Here is a 25,262-nt window from a genome sequence, read left to right on the forward strand (position 1 = left end):
AGGGCGGATGCGATCAGGGTTTTCATGTCTGTGTCCTTATCTTGTGACTGTGTGGCGGAAGGCCCGCCGTGTGTTGGTGCCGGTCTGTCTGTCCGACACCGAGCTATCTGGGGCCGTGGGCGACGGATTTGAAATCACAGGATGATCGCGTTTCGTAACGCCGATTTGTTCTTGAAAAACAGCCTGATAGACAGGATGTTGTGCATGAATGCAGGGCATTGGTGCGGGTCAGGAAACGCAGGGTTTCAAGGTCATCGCGGAGCCGCCGTCGGGCGTGAGGCGGGCGGTCCGAAGGGGCCGTGAAAGCGGATTCACATGATGTTGATGACCGCGTTTCCGGCCGTTGTCGGAGAATTGTTTCAGGATTCTCCGCGCGGCGTGATCACGCGGGGCGCCAGGGAGGCGGGGCATCCCCGGAAATCGGATGAAAAACCCGTGCCGAGGCCTCTTGATTTCGCTGTCGCGTTGGCGTACCCCACGGCACGGCCTGAAGGGGTATAGCTCAGCTGGTAGAGCGACGGTCTCCAAAACCGTAGGTCGCGGGTTCGAACCCTGCTGCCCCTGCCAAACTTCCGGAAATCGCCGACCAACGTGCCGCCGCGTGAAAACGTGGTGCATTGGCGCGGTCTGCGGAAGAGCTTTGCCCTCCGCATGCAAAAAGGGGCCACCTTTCGGCAGCCCCTTCTTTCAGGTCATCGTGGCCGGGATCAGTTGGCCATAATCTGGTTTGCAACCTTGTCGATCTCGGCGTTGTCGCCACTGGTGATCGCGGTTTGCAGGCGCTGGATCTCGTTCTCGGTCAGGGACGAGACGTCAAGTTCGGGCGCGTAGAGGTTGATCTGAGAGCGCTCGAACTCGGTCAGGCCGGTGGTGACCTCCATGTCGACCGGCTCCATCGGCTCGAAGTTCACGTCGGTCAGCAGCGCGCGCATCTGCGCCCGCTTCTCGGAGACCGACTCGCCGCTGGCGGCAATGGTGGTCAGCTGCGTCACCTGAAGTTCGGTGAGCGTTTCCACGTTCACGTTCGGAAAGTACTTTTCGATGGTCTGTGTTTCGACCTGCGACTGGGCGAAGGCGCCGGTCGCGACGACGGTTGCAAGAGCGGTTGCGGTGATAAAGCGTGTCATTGTGTCTGACTCCTTACTCGTGTTCCACATGCTGCCAAGGCGTGCCGCCCCGGCGGTTCTGGGCAATCAACGGGGTGGGCAGCGTCCCGTTCCATCCGGAAAAGACGTTTTTTGACAGCGAGTTGAGCGCAGGGATGCACCGCGGGCGCGGAACGTGGGGCGGGCATGCGGGTTCCATCACGACATTCCCATCAACTCTCACGCCGGCGTGACCCCTGTGGCGGTGGCGCCAATCGGCCCGCGGGCCTTGTATTCATGGCGCTCTCCGCGTATTTCCTCGCAAACCACCGCACGTACGGGAAGAGACAGCATGGCAACCACCAATCCGCTTCAGTTCATCCAGCAGGTCCGGGCCGAAGTGGCCAAGATCGTCTGGCCGACCCGGCGCGAGGTTTTCCTGACCACCGTCATGGTGTTCATCATGGCCACGCTGACGGCGATTTTCTTTGCGCTGGTCGACATGGGCATCCGGTTTGGCTTGCAAACCCTGCTGTCCGTGGTCGGTGGCGGCTGAGCCGGGCGGCTCTGCGGGCGGGAAGCGCTTGCAATACACCGCAAAGGCCGATAATGAGCCGCGATAGGGATGGCGCGCACGGGAGTTGCGCGCCCCTTTTTGTTTTGGGCACGCCCGTGCGGGGCTTCAACAATCGAAGGTAACTCATGGCAAAGCGGTGGTACTCGGTCAGCGTCCTCTCGAACTTCGAGAAGAAGATCGCCGAACAGATCCGGACAGCGGTCGAAGAGCAGGGGCTCGAAAACCAGATCGACGAGGTCCTGGTTCCCACCGAAGAGGTGATCGAGGTTCGTCGCGGCAAGAAGGTGACGACCGAGCGCCGCTTCATGCCCGGTTATGTCCTTGTGCACATGGAGATGTCGGACCAAGGCTATCACCTGGTGAACTCGATCAACCGCGTCACTGGCTTCCTTGGCCCGCAGGGCCGTCCGATGCCGATGCGCGATGCCGAGGTCGAGGCGATCCTTGGCCGCGTGCAGGAAAACGAGGACACACCGCGCACGCTTATCCACTTTGAGGTGGGCGAGAAGGTCAAGGTCAACGACGGCCCCTTCGAGGGCTTCGACGGCATGGTCGAAGGCGTCGACGACGACAACCAGCGCCTGCGCGTGTCGGTGTCGATCTTCGGTCGCGAAACCCCGGTGGAACTGGAATTCACGCAGGTCTCGAAAGAGGTCTGAGGCTGGACACCCGGCCAGGTTTGATAAGCGCGGGACCCGGGTCCTGCGCTTTTCGCGTTTTCGGGCGGCCTTGATTTTCAGTCGGGGTGAATGTCGCGGCGCGGGCAGCTGGCCTCCAGAACGACGGCAATCCAGTTGACGTCCGCCCTCAGCCCCATTTCGCCCAGCCAGGCGTCCTGAAGGCGGTAGGCGGGCAATTCCTGTGCTCCGGGGCAGTACCAGTGACCTGCCTCGGCCTGTCGATGATGGACAAGCTCATGTAGCAGAACGCTGGCGTCGAAGGGGTTACGGGGATCCCACGGGCGGATCAGGTAGACGGTGCTGCTTTCGGGATCGTAAAGGCCCCGTGTCCGGCCACCCTGTCGCGATGCGGATGCGCCCAGAAGGTTCCGTGCCCGGGTTTCGCCGATCACCCGGATGTCCGGGCGTGAATTTCGCCGGGGCAGGTCCATTCGGCCGTCAAGCCAGTCTTCCAGATGGGTCACAAGGTCCGAGGTCGTTTCCGCGTGTCGCCAGGCCAGCGGTCCGGAGGTCGTATTCGCCTGGGCCTCTGGAATGGCGATAAAGGACAACAGAAGAGAGAGGGCACACGCGACGCGTGCGCCGGGACGCAGTGTGAAGGACATGGAAGCCTCCGCCGGAATTTGGGATCTGATGCAAATAATGGTAGGGTCGGGTCCGGAACGACGCAAAAGGTGAAATTTCAACTGCGATTGAAAGGGATTCACGCGTGATGGGACGCAAGCTTCCCCCGTTCGCGGCGGTCCGCGCCTTCGAGGCGGCGGCGCGTCACATGAGTTTCAAGAAGGCGGCCGAAGAGCTGTGCCTTTCGCCCTCGGCGATCAGCCACCAGATCCGCGCGCTGGAGGGGCACTTGGATACGCAGCTGTTCGAGCGGCGCGGAAACGAACTGTCGCTGACACTGACCGGGCATGGCTATGCCCAAAGCCTGACCGTCTTTCTTGACGGAGTCGCGGAGTCGACGCGTTCCGTGCGCGAGGCCGGGCAAAGGCCGTTCCGGGTGCTTTGCACGCCGGGGTTTGCCGCGCGCTGGCTGGTGCCAAGGCTGGACCGGCTTTCCTTTGGCGACCGGGTGCGCCTGCGGGTGTCCGAAGGAGCGCCGTCGACCGACTTTGCGCGCAATGATGCGGACGTGGTGATCCAGTGGGCGGATGACCTGACGCCGGGCGTGCGGACTGAACCGATCATGGAATCGCACCGCTATCCGGTCATCAGCCCTGATCTGCTGGCTCGGATGCAGGTTCGCGCGCCCGAGGATCTGCTGAACCTGACCCTGATGCATGACGAAGTGCTGGACGCCTGGGGCGAGTGGTTCGAGGCGGCGGGATTGACCCCGCCGCAGATGCCCCGGGGGCCCGTGTTTCCCAATTGCGAATTCGCGACAACCGCCGCCGAACAGGGGCAGGGCGTGTCTCTTGCCTATGACGCGATGGTCCGTGGAACGCTGGAATCCGGGCGGTTGGTGCGATTGTTCGACACCGTGACCATGCCTGTCGTCATCTATTCCGTGGCCTATCCCGAGGCGAAAGCCGGGGATTCCATGATCCGGGAATTCCGGGACTGGATCTTTGCAGAGGCGGCAGAGGATATACCAAGGCTCAGGCGGGTGGCGGCGGCCGAGTAGGGCGGCTTGGGGCTGTGCGGAGGCCGGGATTGCGCTTCGGCCCCGGGTGACGCATTCAAGGGGGATGCTGATCCGCCCGAGGTCGAATTGACGCCGCTTCGCATTCACAACGCAGACGCCCGCAGGCTGTGGCTGGCCTCTCACGGATTGGCAGAGGCGCCCGTGGGTGGGCCGCCGACACTGGATGTCATCCGCGACCTGGGGTTTGTCCAGCTGGACACGATCCAGGTGGTCAGCCGGGCGCATCATCACATCCTGTGGAGCCGCAACCAGAGCTATCGCGAACCGGAACTGGATCGGCTCTTGCGCGGGCGGCATGTGTTCGAACACTTCACGCATGACGCCTCTGTCCTGCCGATGGAGATGCTGCCCCTGTGGCGGCGGCAGTTCGACCGGATGCGGCGCAAGGCGGAAAGCTGGTCCTGGTATGTCGGGCGGGGCGACGATGCCCTGATGGACGAGATCCGGGGGCGCATCCGCGAGGAGGGGGCGCTGTGCACTCGCGACTTCGACACCCAGATCGAGGGTGAGCGCGCCATGTGGAAACGTCCGCCACACAAGAAGGCGCTGGATTACCTGTGGTATGCGGGCGAACTGGCGACCTGCCACCGAGAGGGTGTCATCAAGTACTACGACCTGGCCGAACGGGTCTTTCCCGAGGACTTGCGGAACCAGGTCTTGCCGGATGCGGCGCAGGTGGATGGCTTGTGCCGCGCGGCGCTGGCGCGGCTGGGCTTTGGCTCATTGGGAGAAGTGCGCAAGTTCTGGGATGCGGCAGAGGTGGCCGAGGTCTCCGCCTGGGCCGAGCGCGACACGGGCGCCTATGTGCCGGTGCAGATCGAAGGCGCGGACGGTCGCTGGACCAAAGGTGTGGCGGTGCCCGACATCGAAGAGCGGCTTGCCTCGGCGCCCGCGCCCACCTCGCGCCTGCGTATCCTGAACCCTTTCGATCCGGCCATCCGGGATCGGGCGCGGGTCAGGCGACTGTTTGGTTTCGACTATACGGTCGAGATGTTCGTGCCCGCCGCGCAGCGCCAGTGGGGCTATTACGTCTATCCCTTGCTGGAGGGCGACCGGCTGGTGGGCCGGATCGAGGCCAAGGCGGAACGGGCCAGCGGCCGCATGTCCGTCATGAACCTCTGGTGGGAACAGGGCGTGCGGGCGGGGACAGGCCGCATGGCGCGTGTCGAGGCCGAGCTTGCCCGGCTGGCAAGGCTGGCCGGGGTCGATGAGGTTGTCTGGCCCTAGTGCCTTTATGGCGACGCGGCTGGATCCGATTCCACGCTTGCCAAATGACCGGCCCCGGGTTAGACGGCGCGCTCATGCCGACCCGGGGCGACTCGGGCGGTATACCTATCGTGGGAGGCGAGGGCATCGCGATGTCCGGACCAGACCACGCCACAAAACGCCCCTAGACGCGTCCGGGGGAGATGGAACAGGAGAACGCCCGTGGCCAAGAAGCTCGCCGGCAAGATGAAGCTGCAGATCCCTGCAGGCAAAGCCAACCCCTCGCCGCCCGTGGGCCCCGCCCTGGGTCAGCGCGGCATCAACATCATGGAATTCTGCAAGGCGTTCAACGCCAAGACGCAGGACATGGAGCCGGGCGCACCCTGCCCGACGGAGATTGTCTACTACCAGGACAAGTCCTTCACCATGAACATCAAGACGCCGCCCGCGTCTTACTACCTGAAGAAGGCCGCCGGCCTGAAGCCCGTCGGCAAGCGGAACCGTCCGCGCGGCGCCGAGAACCCGGGCCGTGAAACCATCGCCTCGGTGACCGTGGCGCAGGTCCGCGAGATCGCCGAAGCCAAGATGAAAGACCTCTCGGCCAATGACGTCGAAGCGGCAATGAAGATCATCCTCGGCTCCGCGAGCTCGATGGGTATCGAGGTGAAGGGGTAATCATCATGGCAAAGCTCGGAAAACGCGCAAAGGCGGCCCGTGAGGCCTTCGCCGGCAAAGAGAACATCACCGTCGAAGAAGCCGTGGCCCTGATCAAGTCGAACTCGAACACCAAGTTCGACGAGACCGTTGAAATCGCCATGAACCTCGGCGTCGACCCGCGCCACGCGGACCAGATGGTCCGCGGCGTCGTCGGCCTGCCGAACGGCACCGGCAAGACCACCCGCGTGGCGGTTTTCGCCCGTGGCCCCAAGGCTGAAGAGGCTCAGGCCGCAGGTGCGGACATCGTCGGCGCCGAGGACCTGATGGAAACCATCCAGGGCGGCACCATCGAGTTCGACCGTTGCATCGCAACGCCGGACATGATGCCGATCGTCGGTCGCCTGGGCAAGATCCTGGGCCCGCGCAACCTGATGCCGAACCCCAAGGTCGGCACCGTGACGATGGACGTGGCGCAGGCGGTCAAGGACGCCAAGGGCGGCCAGGTCCAGTTCAAGGCCGAAAAGGCCGGTGTCGTGCACGCAGGCGTCGGCAAGGTCTCCTTCGACGAGGCCAAGCTGGTCGAGAACATCCGCGCATTTGTCGGTGCGGTCTCGGCGGCCAAGCCGACCGGTGCCAAGGGTACCTACATGAAAAAGATCGCGCTGAGCTCGACGATGGGCCCGGGCGTCACGGTCGATATCGTGAACGCGACCGGCAACTGAGCCGAACCGCGCATCTGACTACAAAAGGCGGGCCAATGGCCCGCCTTTTTTTGTTGTTTGCAAACCCTGCGTTAAGGTGGGGCGCTTAGATCGGAAAACACGCCATTCACCAACCGGATGGAGGTCTGGGTGTTCCGACTCTGCATTTGCCTGTTCTGTCTGATCGCGATGCCCCTCGCCGGTCCCGCCCGTGCGCTGGAGGTACCTCAGGGGGCGCCTCTTCTGACGGTCGACGGGCTGATCGCGCAGACGAATGATGGCGACCTGGCCGTCTATGACCGCGCCATGCTACAGGCTCTCGATTGGCGGGAGATCGAAACCTATACCGATTTCACGCTTGGGGTGCAGCATCTGGCTGGTCCCAGCCTGGCTTCCTTGCTGAAACAGTTGGGGGTCCGGCGGGGCACGCTGCAGGCGGTGGCGCTTGACGATTACATGATCGACATCCCCGTGTCCGACGTGCAGGCCTTTGGCATCATCCTGGCAATCGAACAGGACGGACAGCCGATGCGCGTCCGCAACAAGGGGCCGATCTGGATCGTCTACCCGGCTCCCACGCCGGAGGACGTGAACGAACTGCACAGCTCGCGGATGATCTGGCAGTTGCAGCGCCTGACGGTCAAACCCTGATCGCCGGCATGGAGCAGATCCGCACAAATGCGCGCACCCTTCGGGCCCTGATCGCGATCACCATCGCGCTGGGGCTGGCCGCGCTGCTGCTGGATTACAACCGCGCCCACGGCGTCTCGCGCGAGCTGACAGTTCGCAACCTCAACACCATGCTGTGGAGCATCAGCGAGCTCAACTTCGAGAGCCAGCGCTTGATCGGCATCCTCAAGGACTATGAGCACGGCACCGTCGATCTGGAAACCGCGCAACTGCGTTTTGACGTGTTGTGGAGCAGGGTCGATATCGTCCGGGCCAAACCCTTTGGTGAATCGACCGGGTTCCACGAACTCGTGGCCGACTTCGACAGGTTCCTTCACGAGGGGGACGGCATCCTTTTTGCGTCCGAGCCACCGACGCAGGCCCAACTGTCCCACCTCGTGGACCGGCTGAACAACCTGACCATCCACAGCCGGAGGCTCTGGTCCGGCAACTTCGGCACCCAGAACCCGGCCAGCCGGGTCCTCGATGAATTCGAGGACCTGACCGCCACGCGTTTGACGGACTTTGGCGCGATTACGCTGCTGGTTCTGCTGATGCTGTACGTGCTGGCGGAAATCTTCTTTGCCGGACGCGGTCAGCGCAAGGAGGCCGAGTTGCGGCGCGAGGCGGCAGAGGCCAATGCCGCCAAGACGCGCTTCCTCGCCAATGTCAGCCACGAGATCCGGACACCGCTGAACGGCATCCTCGGCATGGCCTCGGAACTCTCGGAATCGCAGCTGACCGAGGACCAGGCGCAATGCCTGCAGATCATCGAGCAATCCGGCACGGTTCTGCTGGGCACCATCAACGACGTGCTGGACCTGTCCCGGATCGAGGCCGGACAGCTCAGCGTCGAGGCCCGTCCCTTTGCCTTGCGTGGCCTGGTCGAGGCGGCTTGCGCGCTCTACGGAGCGGGGGCGCGGGAAAAGGACCTGTACCTGACGCTGGACATACAGGACAACCTGCCGCCGATCCTGATGGGCGATGAATTCCGCATCCGTCAGGTCCTGCACAACCTGATTGCCAACGCGGTCAAATTCACCTCGGACGGGGGCGTCATGGTGCGCGTGCGCCCCGACCTGGACGGCAGCCGCCTTGTCATCGCGGTCCAGGACAGCGGGCCGGGCATCGAGCGTGAGGCGCAGGCCCGCATTTTCGAACCATTCCTGCAGGCGGACGCCAGTGTCACCCGCCGCCACGGCGGCAGCGGGCTGGGGCTTACGATCTCGCGACAGCTGTGCCAGGCGATGGGGGGCGATCTCATGGTGGTCAGCCGCCCGGGACATGGCGCCACATTCTTCTGTGACCTGCCGCTGCGCGCCGCCAGCGCCGAGGAGGCGCTGCAGGTCCGGGTCGAAACGGCCCGTCCGCCGGACCTTTCCGGGCGCTGCATCCTGGTGGCTGACGACAATGCGACGAACCGGCTGATCCTGGACCGTTTCCTGCGCAACACCGGGGCAGAAGTCCAGTTCGCCGAAACCGGCGAAGAAGCCTTGGCATTGGTCCGGGCGGGCGGCATCGACATGGTCCTGATGGACGTGCAGATGCCGGTCATGGACGGTGTCGCCGCAACGCGTGAGATTCGCAGGCTCGAAAAAGACGGCGGCGCGCCCCGCACCGGCATCATAGCGGTCACCGCAAACGTGCTGAGCCACCAGGTTCAGGGCTATCGTGCCGCAGGCATGGATGACGTGTTGTGCAAGCCGGTGTCGAAGCGCGATCTCATGGTGGTGCTGGCGGACCGCATGGCCGCCGCGCCGGTCGCCACGGGCGTGGGGACCGAGGAGCCGTTTTTACGCGCCTCGTCTTCCTGACCTGACGTCGATCGGCTACAGCGGAGGGCATGAAGCGATTTTTACTCTTGCTGCCGCTGATCCTGATCTGCGGGCTTTTCGTGAACTGGCAGCTGACGCCGCCTTCGCATGACCGTGACTGGCGCGCGGATTACAGCCGCCTACCCGGCGTGGAGCAGACCGGCAACACCTTCCGCATCGAGAACATCCGTGACTGGAACTACGCCGAGGACGGATCGGTAACGCGGCGGGACTGGATCACGCGCGAGATCGACCCGGACGGGCTGAGCCAGGCCTATTTCCTGGTCGAGCCATTCGGCAGCATCGACGCAATCGCCCATACCATGCTGGTCTTCGCATTCGAGGATGGCTCGGCCTATGTCGCCTCGATCGAGGCGCGGCGCGAGGTGGGCGAGGCCTATAGCGCGCCCAAGGCTGCTGTGCTGCCGATCTTCGAATATATCTTTGTCTGGACAACCGAACGCGACATGTATGGCAACAGCGAGTTAATGGCCGGGGATGAGCTGTTCCTCTACGCGCTGGACATTCCGCTGGCACAGCAGCGGGCGGTACTGCGCGCGGTCATCGCGGAAACCGCAGAGATCCAACAGGAACCGCGCTGGTACAACACGCTGTTTTCCAACTGTACCAATGTCCTGGCCCGGACCGTGAACAAGATCGCGCCGGACGCCGTTCCCTTTGACAAGGCCTGGTACCTGACCGGTTACGCGGATGAATTCCTTTACGCCGAGGGTTTCATCGCGCAGGGAGAGAGTTTCGAGGCGGTCCGGGATGCCGCGCTGATCTCTCCGCTGATCCGCGAGCTGTACGACATCGCCGACCCGGTCGACTTTTCCCGTGCCTTCCGGGCGCGCCGGGCCGGGGGTTAGGCAAAAATCCTGCCGCGCCCGCAGATGCCCCCTTGGCAACGCGCGGGATGATGTTAAAGACGGCCCTGCACAGCGGGGCGCGATTCGTCGTGGGCCGTTTGCATTTCGTCCGAGACGGTGGGTTGGCCGAGGCCATTAAATCCTGCCCGAGACGGGAAGAGACATCTTTTCAGGCCGCGCCGCGTGCGCGTGCCCCACAGGATGCGTCGACCCTCATTCGGACTTCAATGGCAGGGGAAACCTTGCCGGAAAGAGCCGGAGGGTCCGCCCTCCAACAACTGGAGTGAAACTGTGGATAGAGCCCAGAAAGAAAAGGTGGTCGAGGAACTCGGCCAGGTCTTCGAAAGCTCTGGCGTCGTGGTGGTTGCCCGCTACGAAGGTCTCACGGTTGCCGAAATGACGGACCTCCGTGGTCGTGCCCGTAACGGGGATGCCGTGGTCCGTGTCGCCAAGAACAGGCTCGCCAGGATCGCCGTCGACGGAACGCAGTGCGAAGGTATCGCACCGCTCCTGGGCGGCATGACTGTTCTCACCTACTCCGATGACCCCGTGGCTGCGGCCAAGGTCGTCGAGGACTTTGCCAAGGACAACAAGAAATTCGAAATCCTTGGCGGGTCGATGGGTGGAACGACCCTGGACCGGGCCGGTGTCGAAGCCGTGTCGAAAATGCCGTCGCGCGACGAACTCATCGCGTCGATCGTCGGCTGCATCGGCGCACCCGCTTCGAACATCGCCGGTGCCATTGGTGCACCTGCTTCGAACATCGCCTCCATCCTGTCGACCATCGAGGAAAAGCAGGAAGCGGCGTAAGGCAAACCGCAATGACCCTCGTGGGGAATTCTCCCTGACGTTGGAAAACACATCTAAACGGAAAGAGTCTCAAAATGGCTGATCTTAAAGCACTCGCCGAGCAAATCGTGGGCCTGACCCTGCTCGAGGCACAAGAACTGAAAACCATCCTCAAGGACGAATACGGCATCGAGCCGGCAGCCGGTGGCGCCGTCATGATGGCCGGTCCGGCCGGCGACGCCGGTGGCGAAGCCGCCGAGGAGCAGACCGAGTTCGACGTCATCCTGAAGTCGGCCGGCGACAAGAAGATCAACGTGATCAAGGAAGTCCGCGGCATCACCGGCCTGGGCCTGAAAGAAGCCAAAGAGCTGGTCGAGGCCGGCGGCAAGGCTGTCAAAGAAGGCGTTTCCAAGGACGAAGCCGAGGAAATCAAGAAGAAGCTCGAAGAAGCAGGCGCGGAAATCGAGCTCAAGTGATCTGGCGGGAGGCAGCTGCTTCCCGGTCCATTTCGAAACGCCTCCGGTCCTGCCGGAGGCGTTTTTCTTTGCGCCGGACGGTGCCGACAACTGTGCTCAGGACTGGCGGGAAGGCGGCGAAAGACGCCGCAAATCGCATCCCAGCTTGACGATCGGGTTAACTTTTGCCATTCTCTCCGGGTGTGGAAATCGCAAAGCTCCTGCTGTGGGCTTGCGTTCTCGTGTTTAACCGAATATTCGGAAGTCTCCGGCGGGGTCGAGCGATTCGAGCCCGCTATCGGCTTTTTGGATTGCGAGGTGTCGGCAGCTCCCCATTGAAATGTCAGCGCATGGTTCCCAAGTCGTCCCGTCCATCCCGAAAATGCCGCCGGATCGACGCCTGACAAGGGTGGACCCCCGGAAATTGTGCTGAACCCCGAACATGAATGCCGGTCTTGGCAAGCCCCTTTGCTCGAGGGGTTTCCCAAGGCAGGACACTACGGATCGAGTGGCACGCGGTGGGACGCGCGCCGAGAATGGATCTGATTGACTGTCATCACTGACGCGCCGGCGGCTGTGGCCCCCGACAGCCGGTCCGCGCGGGCAGAGAACACGGAAAGGGTGGCTCCACTCATGGCGCAAAGTTTCCTCGGTCAGAAACGCCTTCGTCGCTACTACGGCAAAATTCGTGAAGTCCTTGAAATGCCGAACCTCATCGAGGTTCAGAAATCCAGCTACAAGCTGTTCCTCGAAAGCGGCGACCAGCCGCAGCCGATGGATGGCGAGGGCATCAAGGGCGTGTTCCAGTCGGTCTTCCCGATCAAGGATTTCAACGAGACCGCCGTCTTGGAATTCGTCAACTACGAGCTGGAAAAGCCGAAATACGACGTCGAGGAGTGCATGCAGCGCGACATGACCTACAGCGCACCGCTGAAGGTCACCCTGCGCCTGATCGTCTTCGATGTGGATGAAGACACCGGCGCCAAGTCGGTCAAGGACATCAAGGAGCAGGATGTCTTCATGGGCGACATGCCCCTGATGACGCCCAACGGCACCTTCATCGTCAACGGCACCGAGCGGGTCATCGTTTCCCAGATGCACCGTTCGCCCGGCGTGTTTTTTGACCACGACAAGGGCAAGACGCATTCCTCGGGCAAACTGCTGTTCGCCTGCCGGATCATTCCCTACCGCGGCTCCTGGCTCGATTTCGAATTCGACGCCAAGGACATCGTGTTCGCCCGCATCGACCGTCGCCGCAAGCTGCCGGTGACCACGCTCCTGTACGCCCTGGGTCTCGACCAGGAAGCGATCATGGACGCCTACTATGAAACGGTGAACTTCGAGTATCGCCGTGGCGAAGGCTGGGCGACCAAGTTCTTCCCCGAGCGTGTGCGCGGCACCCGTCCGACCTTTGACCTGGTCGACGCGGACAGCGGCGAAGTGATTGCCGAGGCCACCAAGAAAGTCACCCCGCGCGCGGTGAAGAAACTGATCGACGAAGGCAAGGTGCAGAACCTTCTGGTGCCGTTCGAGCACATCGTCGGCAAGTTCGTGTCCAAGGACATCATCAACGAGGAAACCGGCGCCATCTACGTCGAGGCCGGGGACGAACTGACCTGGACCGTGGACAAGGACGGCGAAGTGACCGGTGGCACTCTGAAAGAGCTGCTGGACGCCGGTATCACCGACATCCCCGTCCTGGACATCGATAACGTCAATGTCGGTCCGTACATGCGCAACACGATGGCGCAGGACAAGAACATGGACCGCAACACCGCGCTGATGGACATCTATCGCGTGATGCGTCCGGGCGAGCCGCCCACCGTCGAAGCCGCCTCGTCGCTCTTTGACACGCTGTTCTTCGACTCCGAGCGTTACGACCTCTCCGCCGTGGGCCGGGTCAAGATGAACATGCGCCTGGCGCTTGAAAAGCCGGACACCCAGCGCACGCTGGACCGTGAGGACATCGTTGCCTGCATCAAGGCGCTGGTGGACCTGCGTGACGGCAAGGGCGACATCGACGACATCGACCACCTGGGCAACCGTCGTGTCCGCTCCGTCGGCGAGTTGATGGAAAACCAGTACCGCGTCGGCCTGCTGCGCATGGAGCGCGCCATCAAGGAGCGCATGTCGTCGGTCGAGATCGACACCGTCATGCCGCAGGACCTGATCAACGCGAAACCGGCGGCCGCCGCCGTGCGCGAATTCTTCGGTTCGTCGCAGCTGTCGCAGTTCATGGACCAGACCAACCCGCTGTCCGAAGTGACGCACAAGCGCCGTCTTTCGGCGCTTGGACCGGGCGGCCTGACGCGTGAGCGGGCCGGCTTCGAGGTGCGCGACGTTCACCCGACGCACTATGGCCGGATGTGCCCGATTGAAACGCCGGAAGGCCCGAACATCGGTCTGATCAACTCGCTGGCAACCTTTGCCCGCGTGAACAAGTACGGCTTTATCGAGACCCCCTATCGCGTGGTCAAGGACCGTGTCGTCACCGACGAGGTGCACTACATGTCCGCGACCGAGGAAATGCGCCACACCGTGGCGCAGGCCAACGCGAAACTGGACGACGACGGCCGGTTCGAGAACGACCTGGTGTCGACCCGGAAATCCGGTGACTACACGCTGTCTCCGTCGGAAAACGTCGACCTGATCGACGTATCGCCGAAACAGCTGGTCTCGGTTGCCGCTTCGCTCATCCCGTTCCTGGAAAACGACGACGCCAACCGCGCCCTGATGGGGTCGAACATGCAGCGTCAGGCGGTTCCGACCCTGCGCGCCGAGGCGCCGCTGGTCGGCACTGGCATCGAGGAAGTCGTGGCGCGGGATTCCGGCGCGGCGGTTCTGGCCAAACGGGCCGGGATCATCGACCAGGTCGACGCGATGCGGATCGTCGTGCGCGCCACCGAAGATATGGAACCCGGCGACCCGGGCGTCGACATCTACCGGATGCGCAAGTTCCAGCGGTCGAACCAGAACACCTGCATCAACCAGAAACCGCTGGTGAAGGTGGGTCAGAAGGTCGGCAAGAACGAGGTCATCGCGGACGGTCCGTCCACCGACATGGGGGAACTGGCGCTTGGCAAGAACGTCATCGTCGCCTTCATGCCCTGGAACGGCTACAACTACGAGGACTCGATCCTGATCTCCGAGCGGATCGCCAAGGATGACGTGTTCACCTCCGTCCACATCGAGGAATTCGAAGTGGCGGCGCGGGACACCAAGCTTGGGCCGGAAGAGATCACCCGCGACATTCCCAACGTCGGCGAGGAAGCCCTGCGCAACCTCGACGAGGCGGGCATCGTTTATATCGGGGCCGACGTAGAGCCGGGCGACATCCTGGTGGGCAAGATCACCCCCAAGGGCGAAAGCCCGATGACGCCGGAAGAAAAACTTCTCCGCGCCATCTTCGGTGAAAAGGCAAGCGACGTGCGCGACACCTCGCTGCGGGTCAAACCGGGCGATTACGGGACTGTCGTCGAGGTCCGGGTGTTCAACCGCCACGGCGTCGAAAAGGACGAACGTGCGCTGCAGATCGAGCGGGAAGAGATCGAACAGCTGGCCCGTGACCGGGACGACGAGCTGGCGATCCTCGACCGCAACATCTATGCCCGCCTCAAAGGTATGATCCTGGGCAAGACTGCCGTGAAGGGGCCGAAAGGCATCAAGTCGAACTCGGAAATCACCGAGGAGCTTCTGGAAACCCTGACCCGTGGTCAGTGGTGGCAGCTGGCCCTGGGCGAGGAAGAGGACGCCAAGCACGTCGAGGCCCTGCACGAGCAGTACGAGGTGCAGAAGCGCGCCCTGGATGCCCGTTTCGAGGACAAGGTCGAAAAGGTCCGCCGTGGCGACGACCTGCCCCCGGGCGTGATGAAGATGGTCAAGGTCTTCATCGCGGTGAAGCGCAAGCTGCAGCCGGGCGACAAGATGGCCGGCCGTCACGGCAACAAGGGTGTCGTGTCGCGCGTCGTGCCGCAGGAGGACATGCCCTTCCTCGCGGACGGGACGCCGGTCGACTTCTGCCTCAACCCGCTGGGCGTGCCTTCGCGGATGAACGTCGGTCAGATCCTCGAGACCCACATGGGCTGGGCCGCGCGCGGCCTCGGCATCGAGGTGGACGAGGCGCTGCAAGAGTACCGCCGGTCGGGTGACCTGACCCCGGTGCGCGAAGCGCTGCGGATTGCCTATGGCGACGAGGTCTATCAGGAAGGTCTGGAGCCGCTCGAAGAAGAAGACCTGCTGGAAGCGGCAAGCAACGTCACCCGTGGCGTGCCGATTGCGACCCCGGTCTTTGACGGTGCCAAGGAAGCCGATGTGAACGACGCGCTCAAGCGTGCCGGGTTCGATCAGAGCGGCCAGTCCGACCTGTTCGACGGCCGCACGGGCGAGAAGTTCTCGCGCCGGGTGACGGTGGGTGTGAAATACCTGCTGAAACTGCACCACCTGGTCGACGACAAGATCCACGCCCGTTCGACGGGGCCGTACTCGCTCGTCACGCAGCAGCCGCTGGGTGGTAAGGCGCAGTTCGGCGGTCAGCGCTTCGGTGAGATGGAGGTCTGGGCCCTGGAAGCTTACGGCGCCGCCTACACCCTGCAGGAGATGCTGACGGTGAAGTCGGACGACGTGGCGGGCCGGACCAAGGTCTACGAGTCGATCGTCAAGGGTGAGGACAACTTCGAGGCGGGCGTGCCGGAATCGTTCAATGTTCTTGTCAAGGAGGTTCGGGGTCTGGGCCTCAACATGGAACTCCTGGATACGGAGGAAGATGCAGAGTGAGGGAATTGCATCGGTGGTTGCACCTGTGTGGGTTGTCTACGTTTTCTTTCCGGTCGGCGTAACGTTGCTTTGCGCAGCGTTCTGGCCGGGCGGTAAAGACAGCCCTTGGTACGATCCCTGGCGTCCCGAAGCCTTTGTCTGGGGCCTTGCCTTGATTGGAATAGCCCTCGACGCCGCCATCTTTGGATATTTACCCGTTTGGGGAGACTAAAATGAACCAAGAACTCACAAACAACCCGTTCAACCCTGTTGCTCCGGTAAAAACCTTTGACGAGATCAAGGTGTCGCTGGCGTCGCCGGAACGGATCCTCTCGTGGTCCTTCGGCGAGATCAAGAAGCCGGAAACCATCAACTACCGTACGTTCAAGCCCGAGCGTGACGGCCTGTTCTGCGCGCGTATCTTTGGCCCGATCAAGGATTACGAATGCCTCTGCGGCAAGTACAAGCGCATGAAATATCGCGGCGTCGTCTGCGAGAAATGCGGCGTCGAAGTCACGCTGCAAAAGGTCCGCCGCGAGCGCATGGGCCACATCGAGCTGGCCGCGCCCTGCGCCCATATCTGGTTCCTCAAGTCGCTGCCCTCGCGCATCGGCCTGATGCTGGACATGACGCTGCGTGATCTGGAACGCGTCCTGTATTTCGAAAACTACGTCGTGATCGAACCCGGTCTGACGGATCTCACCTACGGTCAGATGATGACCGAGGAAGAATTCCTGGATGCCCAGGACCAGTACGGCATGGACGCCTTCACCGCCAACATCGGCGCCGAGGCGATCCGCGAGATGCTGGCCGCGATCGACCTGGAGGCCGAGGCAGAAAACCTGCGCGCCGACCTCAAGGAAGCCACCGGCGAGCTGAAGCCCAAGAAGATCATCAAGCGCCTGAAGGTCGTGGAATCCTTCCTCGAGTCGGGCAACCGCCCCGAGTGGATGATCCTGACCGTCGTGCCGGTGATCCCGCCGGAACTGCGCCCGCTGGTGCCGCTGGACGGTGGCCGCTTTGCGACCTCCGACCTGAACGACCTGTACCGCCGCGTCATCAACCGGAACAACCGCCTCAAGCGGCTGATCGAACTGCGCGCGCCGGACATCATCGTCCGCAACGAAAAGCGGATGCTGCAGGAATCCGTGGACGCCCTGTTCGACAACGGACGTCGTGGCCGCGTCATCACCGGCGCCAACAAGCGTCCGCTGAAGTCGCTCAGCGATATGCTGAAGGGCAAGCAGGGCCGCTTCCGTCAGAACCTTCTGGGCAAGCGCGTCGACTTCTCGGGCCGTTCGGTCATCGTGACCGGGCCGGAGCTGAAACTGCACCAGTGCGGCCTGCCCAAGAAGATGGCGCTCGAGCTGTTCAAGCCGTTCATCTACTCGCGGCTGGAGGCCAAGGGCCTCAGCAGCACCGTGAAGCAGGCGAAGAAGCTGGTCGAGAAAGAGCGTCCCGAGGTCTGGGACATCCTCGACGAGGTCATCCGCGAGCACCCGGTTCTGCTGAACCGTGCGCCCACGCTGCACCGTCTGGGCATCCAGGCGTTTGAGCCCACGCTGATCGAAGGCAAGGCGATCCAGCTGCACCCGCTGGTCTGCTCGGCCTTCAACGCCGACTTCGACGGTGACCAGATGGCCGTGCACGTGCCGCTGAGCCTCGAGGCGCAGCTGGAAGCGCGCGTCCTGATGATGTCGACGAACAACGTCCTGTCGCCCGCCAACGGCGCACCGATCATCGTTCCGTCGCAGGACATGATCCTTGGTCTCTACTACGTGACCATCGCCCGCGACGGCATGAAGGGCGAAGGCATGATCTTCTCCTCGCCGGAAGAGGTTCAGCACGCGCTGGACTCGGGCGAGGTGCACCTGCATGCCAAGATCACCTGCCGGATGCCGCAGATCGACGAAGAGGGCAACGAGGTCTGGGAACGGGTCGAAACCACCCCGGGCCGTGTTCGCATCGGCGGGTTGCTGCCGTTGAATGCCAAGGCGCCCTTCGAACTGGTCAACCGTCTGCTGCGCAAGGGCGACGTGCAGACCGTCATCGACACCGTCTACCGCTACTGCGGTCAGAAGGAATCGGTGATCTTCTGTGACCAGATCATGCGCCTGGGCTTTGTCGAGGCCTTCAAGGCGGGCATCTCGTTCGGCAAGGACGACATGGTCATCCCCGACAACAAGTGGGAACTGGTCGACGAGACTCGCGACCAGGTGAAGGACTTTGAACAGCAGTACATGGACGGCCTGATCACCCAGGGCGAAAAGTACAACAAGGTCGTGGACGCCTGGTCGAAGTGTAACGACAAGGTCACCGAGGCGATGATGAACACCATCTCCGCCCGGCGCGAGGACGAGAACGGGGCCGAAATGGAACCGAACTCGGTCTACATGATGGCCCACTCCAAGGCCCGTGGCTCGGTCACGCAGATGAAACAGCTGGGCGCGATGCGCGGCCTGATGGCGAAGCCGAACGGCGACATCATCGAGACGCCGATCATCTCGAACTTCAAGGAAGGCCTGACCGTTCTGGAGTACTTCAACTCCACCCACGGTGCCCGTAAGGGCCTGTCGGACACCGCGCTCAAGACGGCTAACTCGGGTTACCTGACCCGCCGTCTGGTGGACGTCGCGCAGGACTGTATCATCCGCATGACGGACTGCGGCACTGACCGCGCGATCACTGCCGAAGCGGCGGTGAACGACGGCGAAGTCGTGGCGACGCTGGGCGAACGCATCCTGGGCCGCGTCGCGGCAGAGGACCTGCTGCACCCCGAGACCGGCGACATGATGGTCCGCGAAGGCGAGCTGATCGACGAACGCATGGCCGACACCGTCGAGGAGTCCGGCCTGCAGACCGCGCGCATCCGTTCGCCCCTGACCTGCGAGGCCGAGGAAGGCGTCTGCGCGACCTGCTATGGTCGTGACCTGGCGCGCGGCACGATGGTGAACACTGGCGAAGCTGTGGGCATCATCGCGGCGCAGTCGATCGGTGAACCCGGTACGCAGCTGACCATGCGGACCTTCCACATGGGCGGCGTTGCGCAGGGGTCCTCGCGGTCCTTCCTGGAAGCCAGCCAGAACGGCAAGATCGCCTTTGCGAACCCCGGCATCATCACCAATGCCGCGGGCGAGCAGATCGTCATGAACCGGAACATGCAGGTTCTGATCATGAACGACCAGGGCGAGGAAATCGCATCCCACAAGATGGGCTACGGTTCCAAGCTGTTCGTGGACGAAGGCCAGGAGGTCAAGCGCGGCGACAAGCTGTTCGAGTGGGACCCCTACACCCTGCCGATCATCGCCGAGAAGGACGGTATCGCCAAGCACGTCGACCTGGTGACGGGCATCGCCGTGCGCGACGAGACCGACGATGCCACCGGCATGACCCAGAAGATCGTGATCGACTGGCGGGCCGCGCCCAAGGGCAACGAGCTCAAGCCCGAGATCATCCTGATGGATGCCGACGGCGAGCCGGTGCGCAACGATGCGGGCAACCCGATCACCTACCCGATGTCCGTGGACGCCATCCTGTCCTGTGAAGACGGGCAGGAGGTCAAGGCAGGTGACGTCGTGGCGCGTATCCCGCGTGAAGGTGCGAAGACGAAGGACATCACCGGTGGTCTGCCGCGTGTGGCCGAACTCTTCGAGGCGCGCCGTCCGAAGGATCACGCCATCATCGCCGAGATCGACGGCTACGTGCGCTTTGGCAAGGACTACAAGAACAAGCGCCGTATCACCATCGAACCCGCGGACGAGAACCTCGAGCCCAAGGAATACATGATCCCCAAGGGCAAGCACATCCCGGTGGGCGAGGGCGACTACGTCCAGAAGGGCGACTACATCATGGACGGCAACCCGGCCCCGCACGACATCCTGTCGATCATGGGGATCGAGGCCCTTGCCAACTACATGATCGACGAGGTGCAGGATGTCTATCGACTGCAGGGCGTGAAGATCAACGACAAGCACGTCGAGGTCATCGTTCGCCAGATGCTGCAGAAGTGGGAGATCCTGGACTCGGGCGACACCACGCTGCTCAAGGGTGAGCACGTCGACAAGGTCGAATTCGACGAGGCCAACGCCAAGGCCGAGAAGAAGGGTGGTCGTCCGGCGCAGGGTGAACCGATCCTGCTGGGCATCACCAAGGCCTCGTTGCAGACCCGCTCGTTCATCTCTGCGGCCTCCTTCCAGGAGACCACCCGCGTGCTGACCGAGGCCTCGGTTCAGGGCAAGAAGGACAAGCTGGTCGGCCTCAAGGAAAACGTCATCGTGGGCCGCCTGATCCCGGCGGGCACCGGTGGCGCGACCCAGAAGGTGCGCCGCATCGCCCAGGACCGCGACAACGTCGTGATCGAGGCACGCCGCGAGGAGGCCGAAGCGGCCGCCGCGCTGGCCGCCCCGGAAACGATGGGCGACGACGTCGTGGGCGGTGACGAGTTCGACACCCTGATCGTCGACACTCCGGAAAGCCGCGAGTGATTGCCACGGCCCAAGGGCTCTGACATCGAAAACGCCCCCGCGATCCGCGGGGGCGTTTTTTCTTGGCCACGGGAACGGCATGGCGGCTTTGCGCATCGCGGCCGGACGTGACACAAGGTTGCCCATGCAGATCGAAACGTCTCAACTGCGGATTGTCGCGCCGCGTAGCCGGTTGAATTTCCTGGATATCCAATCCGTCACCCTTGCCAGGCCACTGACCCCGATCCAGACCTATGGGCATCTGTCCGGCTGGATGGCGCAACGGTTCGGTTGGGCATTTCGCGTCCGGGATGCGCTGAGCGCGCCCTTTGGCGTACGACCTATCCGGGGCTTCTCGGGACGTACTCCAGCGGCCGCGACCGAAGGCGAGAAGCTGGATTTCTTCCTGGTGGAGCAGGCAACACCGGAGGTCCTGGTGCTGACAGAGCGCGACCGGCACCTGGATGTGATGACCTGTATCGCCTGCTCGGGCGGTCACGTCACGATCACCTCGTCGGTCGTGACGCACAATGGCTTTGGCCGCCTGTACATGGCCGTGGTCGGTCCTGCCCACCGGGTGATCATCCGCCGGTCACTTGCGCGCTTGAAGGATCAGGCAAACACCTGACGGACGTGATCGGCATCGATTGCGAAGCGGGCCTTCAGCTCGGCCTCGGCTTCGGCGTCGAGTCGGGGCAGGGCGACCGGTTTGACGTGTTTCTTCTGCCGAGAGTCGTTGTGGTCGTTGTGCCCGCGCAGGTACATCGCCTTGTCGGTAAAGGTCACCGTGGGCATGAACTGGTTCAGCTTGTTATGGGCAAAGTTCATGATGGTTTGCCTGGCACCAGGCCGGGCGGCGATGGCCTGGGCCACCCCCCAATAGGGCGTGACCTGCAGTTCCGCGCAGATCCCCTTTGCATCCGGGCGTCCGATGTACCCACGGTTCCAGTCGAACCCGACCAGCCGGTGCCGGTCCAGCAAGGGCGCCACGTCGCGGGCTGCTTGCCGCAGGTCCTGAACGAAGTCCACCGCCACGGCGTCGTCGTCATCATGGCGGAATTGCAGGCAGGGCTGCCCCGGCTCCCGCAGCGAATTGATGACGTCCTGACAGACTTGCCGATGCGGACCGGGCGGGCGCGAGACGATGACAGCCTGCGGAAAGCCCTCGACCAGGGCGGCAAGCCGTTCCAGCCACCCGGTCGGCATGGCGTCGCCGACCAGGATAGCGAACAGGAAATCCGGATCGGTCTGCGCCCTCAGACCCGGCAGGCAGAGGCATTCGAAATGCCGAAACCGCTCTTCCATCCGGTCGGGCGCATAGAGGTAGGCCATCCGTTCTTCGAGACTGGAATGCGCCACCTGAAAACCGCCCTCGGCGGGGTAGGAAAACCGGCAGAATCCGATGACTTGCATCCCTTGCCCCCTTGTGCGAAGCGGTTGCCCTTGAATGGCATTGCCGCCCTGTTCCGGCAAGCCCGCAGGGCTGTTGACAAGGTCCGCGACTCCCCCTATACGCCCCGCTAATCCGCGTCAGACTTCGGGCTGATTGCGTCCTTACATAACCAGGCGGTCATGATCCGGGCCACTATCGCCCCGATCCTCTGAACACCCACCGCGTCGTTTCCTCGGTACGGAAACGGATGCGGTTTTTTCGTCGTTTGCCATCACGTCTTGGCAGCGGCACACGAACCGGCCCGCGTGATCGCGCGCGATGCCAGAACCTGAACCTCCGCACGGGAAGGCCCGTGCAGCACATTTGTGAGAAGCACGGGGAAATAACCGGAATGCCCACGATCCAACAGCTGATCCGCAAGCCGCGGCAGCCCAAAGTCAAGCGCTCGAAGTCGCAGCACCTTGAGCAGTGCCCGCAGAAACGCGGCGTCTGCACCCGCGTCTACACCACCACGCCGAAGAAGCCGAACTCGGCTATGCGTAAGGTGGCCAAGGTGCGTCTGACCAACGGTTACGAGGTGATCAGCTACATCCCCGGTGAAAGCCACAACCTTCAGGAGCACTCGGTGGTCCTGATCCGTGGCGGTCGTGTCAAAGACCTTCCCGGCGTGCGTTACCACATTCTGCGCGGTGTTCTGGATACCCAGGGCGTCAAGGACCGGAAGCAGCGTCGTTCGAAATACGGCGCCAAGCGTCCCAAGTAAGAGGATACACAGATGTCTCGTCGTCACGCCGCTGAGAAACGCGAAGTCCTGCCCGACGCCAAGTATGGCGATCGCGTCCTGACCAAGTTCATGAACAACCTGATGTACGACGGCAAGAAATCCGCCGCCGAACGCATCGTCTACAACGCGCTCGACCGGGTCGAAGCCAAGGTCAAGCGCGCGCCGGTGGAAATCTTCCACGAGGCGCTGGACAACATCAAGCCGTCGGTCGAGGTCCGCTCGCGCCGCGTTGGTGGTGCCACCTACCAGGTTCCGGTCGAAGTGCGCCCCGAGCGCCGCGAAGCCCTGGCCATCCGCTGGCTGATCAACGCCTCGCGCGCCCGCAATGAAAACACCATGGAAGAACGCCTCGCCGGCGAGCTGATTGACGCAGTGCAGTCACGCGGTGCCGCCGTTAAGAAGCGCGAAGACACCCACAAGATGGCCGACGCCAACAAGGCGTTCAGCCATTACCGCTGGTAAACAATTCTTCTGAGGACAAGCCCTATGGCACGCGATTATCCCCTCGAGCGTTACCGGAACTTCGGTATCATGGCGCATATCGACGCCGGCAAGACCACCTGTTCCGAACGCATCCTGTTCTACACCGGCAAGTCGCACAACATCGGCGAGGTGCATGACGGCGCCGCGACGATGGACTGGATGGAGCAGGAACAGGAACGCGGGATCACCATTACCTCGGCTGCGACCACCACCTTCTGGGAGCGCACCGAGAACGGCACCGAGCCGGATTCCCTGAAACACCGCCTGAACATCATCGACACCCCCGGCCACGTCGACTTCACCATCGAAGTCGAGCGTTCGCTGGCGGTTCTCGACGGTGCCGTCTGTGTTCTGGACGCCAACGCCGGTGTCGAGCCGCAGACCGAAACCGTGTGGCGTCAGGCTGACCGCTACAAGGTTCCGCGGATCGTCTTCGTCAACAAGATGGACAAGATCGGCGCGGACTTCTTCAACTGCGTCCGCATGATCGAGGACCGCACCGGCGCCCGCGCCGTTCCCGTCGGTATCCCGATCGGCGCCGAGTCCGAACTGGAAGGCCTGATCGACCTCGTCACGATGAAGGAATGGGTCTGGCGCGGCGATGACCTCGGCGCGACCTGGTTCCAGGAAGAGATCCGTGCGGAACTCAAGGACATGGCCGAAGAGTGGCGTGGCAAGATGATCGAGGCCGCCGTCGAAGAAGACGACGACGCGATGGAAGCCTACCTGGAAGGTGAAGAGCCCGACGTGGCGACCCTGCGCAAACTGCTGCGCAAGGGCACGCTGAACCTGCACTTCGTGCCGGTCCTGGGTGGTTCTGCCTTCAAGAACAAGGGTGTCCAGCCGCTGCTCAACGCCGTGATCGACTACCTGCCCAGCCCGCTGGACGTGGTCGACTACATGGGCTTCGCACCGGACGACGAGACCGAAACGCGGAACATCGCGCGTCGTGCCGACGACTCGATGCCCTTCGCCGGCCTCGCGTTCAAGATCATGAACGACCCCTTCGTCGGTTCGCTGACCTTCACCCGGATCTACTCCGGCGTGATGAACAAGGGTGACAACATCCTCAACGCGACCAAGGGCAAGAAAGAGCGCATCGGTCGTATGATGATGATGCACTCGAACAACCGCGAAGAGATCGAAGAAGCCTTTGCAGGCGACATCATCGCGCTGGCGGGTCTGAAGGACACCACCACCGGTGATACCCTCTGCGACGCCAAGGCGCCGGTGGTTCTGGAAACCATGACCTTCCCGGAGCCGGTGATCGAGATCGCGGTCGAGCCCAAGACCAAGGGCGACCAGGAAAAGATGTCCCAGGGTCTGGCCCGTCTGGCCGCAGAAGACCCGTCCTTCCGCGTGGAAACCGACCTGGAATCGGGTCAGACCATCATGAAGGGCATGGGCGAACTTCACCTGGACATCCTGGTTGACCGTCTCAAGCGGGAATTCAAGGTCGAGGCGAACATCGGTGCGCCGCAGGTGGCCTATCGTGAAACCATCGGCCACGCGGTCGAGCACACCTACACCCACAAGAAACAGTCGGGTGGTTCGGGTCAGTTCGCCGAAGTCAAGCTGGAGATCACCCCGACCGAGCCGGGCGAAGGGTACACCTTCGAATCCCGTATCGTTGGTGGTGCGGTTCCGAAGGAATACATCCCGGGTGTCGAAAAGGGCATCAAGTCGGTCATGGACTCCGGTCCGCTGGCAGGTTTCCCGGTCATCGACTTCAAGGTGGCGCTGCTCGACGGTAAGTTCCACGACGTCGACTCGTCGGTCCTGGCCTTCGAGATCGCCAGCCGCATGTGCATGCGCGAAGGTCTCCGCAAGGCCGGCGCGAAGCTGCTGGAGCCGATGATGAAGGTCGAAGTGATCACCCCGGAAGAATACACCGGCGGTATCATCGGCGACCTGACCTCGCGTCGTGGCCAGGTGTCTGGCCAGGAACCGCGCGGCAATGCGGTGGCGATCAACGCCAACGTCCCGCTGGCCAACATGTTCGGCTACATCAACACCCTGCGTTCGATGTCTTCGGGCCGTGCGCAGTTCACGATGCAGTTCTCGCACTACGATCCCGTGCCGCAGAACATCTCGGACGAGATCCAGGCCAAGTACGCGTAACCGGCGGTGCGCCGTAAAGGCGCACCCTACACCAGCCCGTAGGGTGCGCAGATTTGCGCACCGCACGACAAGAAAAAGGGAGCCAATACAATGGCAAAGGAAAAGTTTGAACGCGGCAA

20 protein-coding genes and 1 tRNA gene are annotated in these 25,262 nt (G+C 62.9%); 18 read left to right on the forward strand and 3 right to left on the reverse strand.

Going from position 1 to position 25,262, the window contains the following annotated elements; translation table 11 throughout:
• Window positions 1-491 precede the first annotated feature (491 nt).
• Window positions 492-567 (forward strand) — tRNA-Trp (locus PVW46_RS08535).
• A 140-nt stretch (window positions 568-707) separates the two neighbouring features.
• On the opposite strand, the gene PVW46_RS08540 is transcribed toward PVW46_RS08535, so the two are convergent.
• Window positions 708-1,127, reverse strand: a complete 420-nt coding sequence (locus tag PVW46_RS08540; RefSeq protein WP_069210807.1) for a hypothetical protein — start codon at window positions 1,125-1,127, stop codon at window positions 708-710.
• Window positions 1,128-1,437: 310 nt separating this feature from the next.
• On the opposite strand from PVW46_RS08540, the gene secE reads away from it, so the two are divergent.
• Both secE and nusG read left to right on the forward strand, forming a co-directional pair.
• Window positions 1,438-1,641, forward strand: a complete 204-nt coding sequence (secE, locus tag PVW46_RS08545) for a preprotein translocase subunit SecE (protein ID WP_043137462.1) — start codon at window positions 1,438-1,440, stop codon at window positions 1,639-1,641.
• Window positions 1,642-1,787: 146 nt separating this feature from the next.
• A complete protein-coding gene (nusG, locus tag PVW46_RS08550) occupies window positions 1,788-2,321 on the forward strand; it encodes a transcription termination/antitermination protein NusG (RefSeq protein WP_043137460.1) in 534 nt (177 codons plus the stop codon).
• Window positions 2,322-2,398: 77 nt separating this feature from the next.
• Here the strand turns inward: nusG and PVW46_RS08555 are convergent, their stop codons facing one another.
• On the reverse strand, window positions 2,399-2,947 hold the full coding sequence (locus PVW46_RS08555; protein WP_069210806.1) for a DUF6647 family protein: 549 nt from the start codon (window positions 2,945-2,947) through the stop codon (window positions 2,399-2,401).
• Window positions 2,948-3,054: 107 nt separating this feature from the next.
• On the opposite strand from PVW46_RS08555, the gene PVW46_RS08560 reads away from it, so the two are divergent.
• From PVW46_RS08560 to PVW46_RS08615, 12 genes are all read left to right on the forward strand, one after another.
• Entirely contained in the window at window positions 3,055-3,966 is a 912-nt protein-coding gene (locus PVW46_RS08560) for a LysR substrate-binding domain-containing protein (protein ID WP_069210805.1), read from the forward strand.
• Between the two features lie 87 nt (window positions 3,967-4,053).
• A complete protein-coding gene (locus PVW46_RS08565; RefSeq protein ID WP_069210804.1) occupies window positions 4,054-5,214 on the forward strand; it encodes a winged helix-turn-helix domain-containing protein in 1,161 nt (386 codons plus the stop codon).
• Window positions 5,215-5,415: 201 nt separating this feature from the next.
• On the forward strand, window positions 5,416-5,868 hold the full coding sequence (gene rplK, locus PVW46_RS08570; protein WP_043137451.1) for a 50S ribosomal protein L11: 453 nt from the start codon (window positions 5,416-5,418) through the stop codon (window positions 5,866-5,868).
• A 5-nt stretch (window positions 5,869-5,873) separates the two neighbouring features.
• The gene (rplA, locus tag PVW46_RS08575) at window positions 5,874-6,572 is read left to right on the forward strand and encodes a 50S ribosomal protein L1 (protein WP_043137449.1); all 699 of its coding nucleotides are present in this window, start codon (window positions 5,874-5,876) and stop codon (window positions 6,570-6,572) included.
• 129 nt (window positions 6,573-6,701) lie between these two features.
• Window positions 6,702-7,202, forward strand: coding sequence for a putative pterin-binding protein (locus PVW46_RS08580; RefSeq protein ID WP_139132387.1), 501 nt, complete (start codon window positions 6,702-6,704; stop codon window positions 7,200-7,202).
• A gap of 8 nt (window positions 7,203-7,210) precedes the next feature.
• The gene (locus PVW46_RS08585) at window positions 7,211-9,034 is read left to right on the forward strand and encodes an ATP-binding protein (protein ID WP_069210802.1); all 1,824 of its coding nucleotides are present in this window, start codon (window positions 7,211-7,213) and stop codon (window positions 9,032-9,034) included.
• A gap of 29 nt (window positions 9,035-9,063) precedes the next feature.
• Complete coding sequence (locus tag PVW46_RS08590; RefSeq protein ID WP_083242435.1) at window positions 9,064-9,903, forward strand: lipoprotein N-acyltransferase Lnb domain-containing protein; 840 nt, start codon at window positions 9,064-9,066, stop codon at window positions 9,901-9,903.
• Between the two features lie 291 nt (window positions 9,904-10,194).
• Window positions 10,195-10,713: a 50S ribosomal protein L10 gene (rplJ, locus tag PVW46_RS08595; RefSeq protein WP_043137442.1), complete on the forward strand. Its 519-nt coding sequence runs from the start codon at window positions 10,195-10,197 to the stop codon at window positions 10,711-10,713.
• Window positions 10,714-10,787: 74 nt separating this feature from the next.
• Window positions 10,788-11,168 (forward strand): 50S ribosomal protein L7/L12, encoded by a 381-nt coding sequence (gene rplL, locus PVW46_RS08600; protein ID WP_043137439.1) that lies wholly within the window; start codon window positions 10,788-10,790, stop codon window positions 11,166-11,168.
• Window positions 11,169-11,780: 612 nt separating this feature from the next.
• A complete protein-coding gene (rpoB, locus tag PVW46_RS08605) occupies window positions 11,781-15,920 on the forward strand; it encodes a DNA-directed RNA polymerase subunit beta (protein WP_069210799.1) in 4,140 nt (1,379 codons plus the stop codon).
• 212 nt (window positions 15,921-16,132) lie between these two features.
• Window positions 16,133-20,383, forward strand: coding sequence for a DNA-directed RNA polymerase subunit beta' (gene rpoC, locus PVW46_RS08610; protein WP_069210798.1), 4,251 nt, complete (start codon window positions 16,133-16,135; stop codon window positions 20,381-20,383).
• Window positions 20,384-20,507: 124 nt separating this feature from the next.
• Window positions 20,508-20,990 (forward strand): DUF2867 domain-containing protein, encoded by a 483-nt coding sequence (locus tag PVW46_RS08615; RefSeq protein WP_069210797.1) that lies wholly within the window; start codon window positions 20,508-20,510, stop codon window positions 20,988-20,990.
• Here the strand turns inward: PVW46_RS08615 and PVW46_RS08620 are convergent.
• Window positions 20,975-21,775 (reverse strand): glycosyltransferase, encoded by an 801-nt coding sequence (locus tag PVW46_RS08620; RefSeq protein ID WP_069210796.1) that lies wholly within the window; start codon window positions 21,773-21,775, stop codon window positions 20,975-20,977. The two genes, PVW46_RS08615 and PVW46_RS08620, sit on opposite strands and share 16 nt — an antisense overlap.
• A 371-nt stretch (window positions 21,776-22,146) precedes the next feature.
• Here PVW46_RS08620 and rpsL point away from each other — a divergent pair, with 371 nt between their 5' ends.
• The 3 genes from rpsL to fusA are packed head-to-tail and all read left to right on the forward strand — an operon-like array spanning window position 22,147 to window position 25,143.
• The gene (gene rpsL, locus PVW46_RS08625) at window positions 22,147-22,518 is read left to right on the forward strand and encodes a 30S ribosomal protein S12 (RefSeq protein WP_005862801.1); all 372 of its coding nucleotides are present in this window, start codon (window positions 22,147-22,149) and stop codon (window positions 22,516-22,518) included.
• A gap of 12 nt (window positions 22,519-22,530) precedes the next feature.
• Window positions 22,531-23,001 carry a 30S ribosomal protein S7 gene (rpsG, locus tag PVW46_RS08630; RefSeq protein ID WP_043137418.1) on the forward strand — a complete coding sequence of 157 codons (471 nt, stop codon included), beginning with the start codon at window positions 22,531-22,533 and terminating at the stop codon, window positions 22,999-23,001.
• 24 nt (window positions 23,002-23,025) lie between these two features.
• On the forward strand, window positions 23,026-25,143 hold the full coding sequence (gene fusA, locus PVW46_RS08635; protein WP_043137416.1) for an elongation factor G: 2,118 nt from the start codon (window positions 23,026-23,028) through the stop codon (window positions 25,141-25,143).
• Window positions 25,144-25,262 lie beyond the last annotated feature (119 nt).

Origin of the sequence: Mameliella sp. AT18 (assembly GCF_028807275.1) — a bacterium.
Classification (GTDB): Bacteria; Pseudomonadota; Alphaproteobacteria; order Rhodobacterales; family Rhodobacteraceae; genus Antarctobacter; species Antarctobacter albus.